The 5,930-nt window shown below is 71.6% G+C and carries 7 protein-coding genes; all 7 read left to right on the top strand.

The genetic code is table 11. The annotated features are described in order from the left end of the window. Positions 1 to 140: 140 nt before the first annotated feature. The 7 genes from rplK to rplL all read left to right on the top strand — a co-directional run bounded on the left by rplK (position 141) and on the right by rplL (position 5,885). Complete coding sequence (gene rplK, locus ACFU7Z_RS34830) at positions 141 to 575, top strand: 50S ribosomal protein L11 (protein ID WP_049651984.1); 435 nt, start codon at positions 141 to 143, stop codon at positions 573 to 575. Between the two features lie 77 nt (positions 576 to 652). Continuing rightward, positions 653 to 1,375: a 50S ribosomal protein L1 gene (rplA, locus tag ACFU7Z_RS34825; RefSeq protein WP_049651983.1), complete on the top strand. Its 723-nt coding sequence runs from the start codon at positions 653 to 655 to the stop codon at positions 1,373 to 1,375. Positions 1,376 to 1,609: 234 nt separating this feature from the next. Then, positions 1,610 to 2,389 (top strand): hypothetical protein, encoded by a 780-nt coding sequence (locus ACFU7Z_RS34820; protein ID WP_049651982.1) that lies wholly within the window; start codon positions 1,610 to 1,612, stop codon positions 2,387 to 2,389. A gap of 104 nt (positions 2,390 to 2,493) precedes the next feature. After that, positions 2,494 to 3,411 carry a hypothetical protein gene (locus ACFU7Z_RS34815; RefSeq protein ID WP_074003976.1) on the top strand — a complete coding sequence of 306 codons (918 nt, stop codon included), beginning with the start codon at positions 2,494 to 2,496 and terminating at the stop codon, positions 3,409 to 3,411. Positions 3,412 to 3,574: 163 nt separating this feature from the next. Next, on the top strand, positions 3,575 to 4,453 hold the full coding sequence (locus ACFU7Z_RS34810) for a hypothetical protein (protein ID WP_380782004.1): 879 nt from the start codon (positions 3,575 to 3,577) through the stop codon (positions 4,451 to 4,453). Positions 4,454 to 4,852: 399 nt separating this feature from the next. Next, the gene (gene rplJ, locus ACFU7Z_RS34805; protein ID WP_045693068.1) at positions 4,853 to 5,416 is read left to right on the top strand and encodes a 50S ribosomal protein L10; all 564 of its coding nucleotides are present in this window, start codon (positions 4,853 to 4,855) and stop codon (positions 5,414 to 5,416) included. A gap of 85 nt (positions 5,417 to 5,501) precedes the next feature. After that, on the top strand, positions 5,502 to 5,885 hold the full coding sequence (gene rplL / locus ACFU7Z_RS34800) for a 50S ribosomal protein L7/L12 (RefSeq protein ID WP_198959424.1): 384 nt from the start codon (positions 5,502 to 5,504) through the stop codon (positions 5,883 to 5,885). Positions 5,886 to 5,930 lie beyond the last annotated feature (45 nt).

Here is a 5,930-nt window from a genome sequence, read left to right as displayed (position 1 = left end):
GGCGAGGAGCCTCCGCCCCGAACCCGTTTTGGTCCAGCGGCGCTGACGCGTTAGCCTGGTCCGATGTGTGTGCTGGCGGCCGGGTGTCGCCCCGGTTTCGCACGCACCAGCAATCACCTCTCGGAAGGACCCGGAGAGACATGCCTCCCAAGAAGAAGAAGGTCACGGGGCTTATCAAGCTCCAGATCAACGCCGGTGCGGCCAACCCGGCGCCGCCGGTCGGCCCCGCGCTGGGCCAGCACGGCGTCAACATCATGGAGTTCTGCAAGGCCTACAACGCTGCGACCGAGTCGCAGCGCGGCATGATCGTGCCGGTGGAGATCACGGTCTACGAGGACCGTTCCTTCACCTTCATCACGAAGACGCCGCCGGCCGCGCGCCTCATCCTGAAGGCCGCGGGTGTCGACAAGGGCTCCAGCGAGCCGCACAAGACCAAGGTCGCCAAGCTCACCAGCGCCCAGGTCCGCGACATCGCCACGACCAAGATGCCCGACCTGAACGCCAACGACCTGGACGCCGCGGAGAAGATCATCGCCGGCACCGCCCGGTCGATGGGCATCACCGTCGAGGGCTGAGTTCCCTTCTCGTCCCCTGTGGTAGGGCCCGCGCAGGCCCGTGACACCACAACTCCATTCATCATTCAGGAGCAGCCATGAAGCGCAGCAAGGCCCTGAAGGCCGCGGACGCCCAGGTCGACCGCGAGCGCCTTTACGCCCCCCTCGAGGCCGTCCGCCTCGCCAAGGCGACCAGCACCACCAAGTTCGACGGCACCGTCGAGGTCGCCATGCGTCTGGGCGTCGACCCGCGCAAGGCCGACCAGATGGTCCGCAGCACCGTGATCCTCCCGCACGGCACCGGTAAGACCGCTCGGGTCCTGGTCTTCGCGACCGGCGAGCGTGCCGAGGCCGCGCGTGCTGCGGGCGCCGACATCGTCGGCTCCGACGAGCTCATCGACGAGGTCGCCAAGGGCCGCCTCGACTTCGACGCCGTCGTCGCCACCCCGGACCTCATGGGCAAGGTCGGCCGCCTCGGCCGCGTGCTCGGTCCCCGTGGCCTGATGCCGAACCCGAAGACCGGCACCGTGACCCCGGACGTGGCCAAGGCCGTGAACGAGATCAAGGGCGGCAAGATCGAGTTCCGCGTCGACAAGCACTCGAACCTGCACTTCATCATCGGTAAGGCCTCCTTCACCGACGAGCAGCTGGTCGAGAACTACGCCGCCGCGCTGGACGAGGTGCTCCGCGCCAAGCCGTCCGCCGCCAAGGGCCGCTACATCAAGAAGACCGCGTTCTCGACCACCATGGGCCCCGGTGTCCTGGTGGACCCGAACCGCACCCGCAACCTCCTCGCCGAGGAGGACCCGGCCGCGGTCTGAGCCCCAGTGCTCTAGAGCAGTCCGTACGACGGGCCCGTACCCCCTTCACCGGGGGTGCGGGCCCGCCGTCGTTCCCGGGGAAGGAGCCGGTACGGGGCCCGGCGCGGGCCGGTCGGGCCGACGGGCCGCAACGGTTGCCGGATCGGGACACCGGCGGATGGGAACGACGGGCCGAACCGTCGTACGCTCTGCCGGTCAGACCATGTGGAGCACCTGTGACCGCCGGAGTGTGCCGTGCTGCCCGCCCCTCGCCCCACCGTTCTCGTGGCGGCCCTGCTGCTGCTCACCACCACCGGGTGCAGCCTGCTGGCCGTCCCGACCACCCGCACCCCCGGGGGCCCCGCGCCGGTGCCGCCCAAGCAGGTGGTGCTCTCGGCCGCGCAGGGGCTGGACGACGCCGGCGGCGCCCGGATCGACGTGGTCCAGGAGGGCCCGGCCGGCCGGCGCACCGCGAGCGGCTCCCTGGTCTGGGGCGCCGCGGACGAGGCCGGGCTGGCCGTCACCGACGAGCTGGGCACCGGACGGCTGACCGTGAAGGACGGCGCGCTCGACCTCGTCTACCAGGGCGGCGCGGCCAAGCACGCGGAGCGGAGCACCGCCGAGTCGGTCGACCCCGCGGCGGGCCCCGACCCGGAGGGCTTCGCGGGCGGCTGGACGACCGCGCTGATCACCAACCCGGGCAGCCGGGCGTACGAGGTCGCGCAGGGCGTCAAGCTCACCTCGCTCGGCGGCGAGCAGCTGGCCGGGGTGACCGTGGCGCACTACCGGGGCTCCGCGCCGGTGGCCGAACTGTTCGGCAAGGACGACGAGTTGAGCCCGCAGCGGCGGGCCGCCACGCTGGACTGGTACCAGCGGCACGGGGTGACGGCGATCGGCTACGACGTCTGGGTCGGCCCCGGCATGCAGCTGCTGCGGCTGCGCGAGACGGTCCGGGGGAGCGCGGGAACCACGGTCACCACGACCGATGTCTCGGCTCCCGGAGCGGCGGACGCGACGCCCGCCGCCGGCGGGTGACGGGGGAGCGGATATCCGGCGCGTGGGGCTTCCGGCGATCCGTTAGAGTCCGGATGAGAAACGCATGAGAAGAGCTGACAATCAGCTCTTCGAGGGGGGAAGTCATGGCTGGAACCCGCAAGGCCGCCGTCACCGTCGTCCTCGCCGCCCTGGCGCTGACCGCGACCGCGTGCAACAACGACAAGTCGGCGGACAAGAACGCCGCCCCGGCCGCGCCGACCACGGCCGCCGCCCCGGCCACCCCGTCGGCCGCCGCCCCGACCGGCGCGAAGCCGGAGAAGGTCAGCCCGGCGGTCTTCCTGGAGCAGGTCACCCAGAAGACCGGTGCGGCCAAGTCGGCGAAGGTCGACGAGCTGATCCAGGTCGGCGAGATCACCATGAAGGGCCAGGGCGCGCTGTCCTGGGCCGACGGCCTGGAGGCCGACCTCGCGATGGACCTGTCGGGCTCCCCGCTGGGCAAGGTCCTGGCGCCGATCACCGGCGGGCCGAAGGCGCACTACCTGTACACCAAGGACGCGGTGTTCCTGGGCCTCGGCGGGGAGCTGCTGCAGAACAGCGGCCCGCGCTGGGTGCGCTACACCATGGCCGACATGGCCAAGGCCTCCGGCGGTGCGACCGACCAGCTGCAGAGCGCGGACCCGGTGCAGGGCGTCCGGACGCTGATCGCCGGCGGCAAGGTCACCGAGGTCGGCCCGGAGACGGTGAACGGCAAGGCGACCACCCACTACTCCGGCGTGATCAGCGCCGCGGACCTGGCCATCGCCTCCACCCAGGGCATCACCCAGGCGCAGGCCGACCGGATCAAGAAGGGCCTGGACGCGGCCGGCATCGCCAGCGAGCAGGTCGACGTCTGGGTCGACGCCGACAAGCTCGTGGTCAAGCGGACCGAGCAGGCCGAGAGCAAGGTCGGCGCGGTGAACGTCTCCGTCAGCTACTCGGACTACGGCACCCCGGTGATCGCCGCCACCCCGGTGGACTACATCGACCTCGCCGACCTCCAGAAGGCCGCCGCCGGCAGCTGATCCCCGCCGCCCCGGACCGGAGCCCCGGCGCCGGTCCGGGCTCGGCCGACCCGGTGGACCCGCCCGCCCGAGGGGGGCCGCCACCGGGCCGGTCGGAGACGGGTGGCAAGGTGGCCGGAACGGGGCCGCCGTCGGACGGGGGCGGGCGAGAGGGGAACGGACGATGGCGGCACGGCAGCGCTTGGCGGCGGTGGCCGTCGTCGCCCTGCTGACCAGCGGGCTGAGCGGGTGCGGCGGGGACGGGGAGACGTCCGCCACGCCGTCCGGCAGCCCGAGCCTGAGCACCGCCTCGCCGTCCACCGCCTCCCCGAGCGCCCAGGCCAAGCCCACCGACCGCTCGCCGCACGGGGTGCTGCTCTCCGCCCAGCTGGCCATGCAGACCGCCCGCCGGGCCAAGGTCAGCTACCGGCTCGGCCCGGACGCCGGGTCCGGCCCGCTGTTCTGGCAGCCCAAGACCGCGCTCCAGATCAAGCGCTCCACCCCCGCCGAGGCCGAGCAGCTGATCGTCGTGGACACCGTCGCCTACCAGGGCGGGGACGCCGCCACCGCGGCCAGGCAGGGCGGCCGGCACTGGGAGCGCTTCACCGTCCCGCCGGACGCGGACGGCCACAAGGAGGTCCCGTACGCCGGGCTGATCGACCTGCTGAACCCGGTCGAGGCGCTGACCGCGGCCACCGCCGAGGGGACGGACCCGGTCTTCGTCGGCGAGGAGAAGTTCGAGGACTCGACCGTCGAGCACTACCGGGTCGCCACCACCGCCGAGAAGTACGCGGCCGCCCAGGCCCAGCTGACCGCGGCCCGCCGGGACGGCCTGCGGGCCGCGCTCTCGCCCGGCGGCTCGGCCTCGCTCACCCTGGACCTCTGGCTCAACGACAAGGACCAGCTGGTCCGGCTCCAGCGGACCGGCACCGGGGACAGCGGCCGGCAGGACGACTCGGTGCTCTACACCGACCTCGCCGGGGCGCTGCTCTCGGCGCAGGCCCCGGCCGAGTCGGACACCGTGGACACCGGCGTCCGGACGGTCTCCCCGCTGGCCCGCTGAGCCGTCGGCCCGCCGGCCCATCGGCCCGCCGCACTGACGACCCGTGCCGCGGCGACCCCGGGGGATGCCCCGTCCGAGGGCGATTTGCACCTGGTGAGGGGCTCCGGTTACTGTTGCCGAAGCCAAAGACCGCTGGTTGTCGCCGCGCCCGTCAGGGATCGGTGGCCGAAGGATCTGCGCTTCGTCGCAGGCAGCCCGCGCAGGTGTGTCTGGAGCTTCGACTTCCGGGTCCGCGTTCGCGCGATCGCCCGTCGAGGTCGTCACGAGCCCCGTGCCCCTGCGCACCGGGGCTCATTGCGTTTTCGCAGGAGCTTTCCTTCCCTCCAGTCGGTCCACGGCGACCCAGGTCGACTTTTGCGGTCGGCCCGACTTCGACATCACGGAAGGAGGCGTAAGCCTATGGCCAGGCCCGACAAGGCTGCCGCCGTCGCCGAGATCACGGACAAGTTCCGTGGCTCCTCCGCGGCGCTGCTGACCGAGTACCGCGGTCTCTCGGTGAAGCAGGTCAAGACCCTGCGTCGCTCGCTCGGCGACAACGCCGAGTACGCCGTGGTGAAGAACACGCTGACCAAGATTGCGGCCAATGAGGTCGGGATCACGGAGCTCGACGACCTGTTCAACGGTCCGACGGCTGTCGCCTTCGTCACCGGTGACCCGGTGGAGTCGGCGAAGGCTCTGCGTGACTTCGCCAAGGAGAACCCCGCTCTCATCATCAAGGGCGGTGTCCTTGACGGTAAGGCGCTGTCCGCCGATGAGATCAAGAAGCTCGCGGACCTCGAGTCCCGCGAGGTGCTGCTCGCCAAGCTGGCGGGTGCCCTGAAGGCCAAGCAGTCCCAGGCTGCCGCGCTCTTCCAGGCCCTGCCGTCGAAGCTCGTCCGCACTGTGGACGCGCTGCGCGACAAGGTCGAGCAGGGCGGTGCCGGTACGCCGGCTCCCGCCGCCGAGGACGCGGCCGCCGAGTAATTCGGCAGGCTCACGCCTCGCTGCGGGCCCGTGCCCGCCCAACCCGTACATACGGCACCACCTGCCGATTTAGTGGAAGGACGCCATCATGGCGAAGCTGACCCAGGACGAGCTGCTCGCGCAGTTCGAGGAGCTCACCCTCATCGAGCTCGCTGCCTTCGTGAAGGCCTTCGAGGAGAAGTTCGACGTCACCGCTGCCGCCCCGGTCGCCGTTGCCGCCGCCGGTGGCCCGGCCGCCGTTGAGGCCGTCGAGGAGCAGGACGAGTTCGACGTCATCCTCGATGGTGCCGGCGACAAGAAGATCCAGGTCATCAAGGAGGTGCGCACCCTGACCTCCCTCGGCCTGAAGGAGGCCAAGGACCTCGTTGACACCGCTGGTGCCAAGGTCCTGGAGAAGGTTGCCAAGGACGTTGCCGAGAAGGCCAAGGCCGCCCTCGAGGGTGCCGGCGCCAAGGTCACCGTCAAGTGACTTCTCGCCCCCTCTGAGGGGGCCTGAAGCCGGGCCGATCACCCT

Origin of the sequence: Kitasatospora sp. NPDC057518, from assembly GCF_042802075.1 — a bacterium.
In the GTDB taxonomy this organism is placed as follows: domain Bacteria; phylum Actinomycetota; class Actinomycetes; order Streptomycetales; family Streptomycetaceae; genus Kitasatospora.
This window is presented reverse-complemented; position numbering and strand designations above follow the sequence as displayed.

Excerpts from the sequence above, each read along its gene's own strand:
- rplA (WP_049651983.1), top strand. The coding sequence starts at position 653 with ATGAAGCGCAGCAAGGCCCTGAAGGCCGCGGACGCCCAGGTCGACCGC.
- ACFU7Z_RS34815 (WP_074003976.1), top strand. The coding sequence starts at position 2,494 with ATGGCTGGAACCCGCAAGGCCGCCGTCACCGTCGTCCTCGCCGCCCTG.
- ACFU7Z_RS34810 (WP_380782004.1), top strand. The coding sequence starts at position 3,575 with ATGGCGGCACGGCAGCGCTTGGCGGCGGTGGCCGTCGTCGCCCTGCTG.
- rplK (WP_049651984.1), top strand. The coding sequence starts at position 141 with ATGCCTCCCAAGAAGAAGAAGGTCACGGGGCTTATCAAGCTCCAGATC.
- rplJ (WP_045693068.1), top strand. The coding sequence starts at position 4,853 with ATGGCCAGGCCCGACAAGGCTGCCGCCGTCGCCGAGATCACGGACAAG.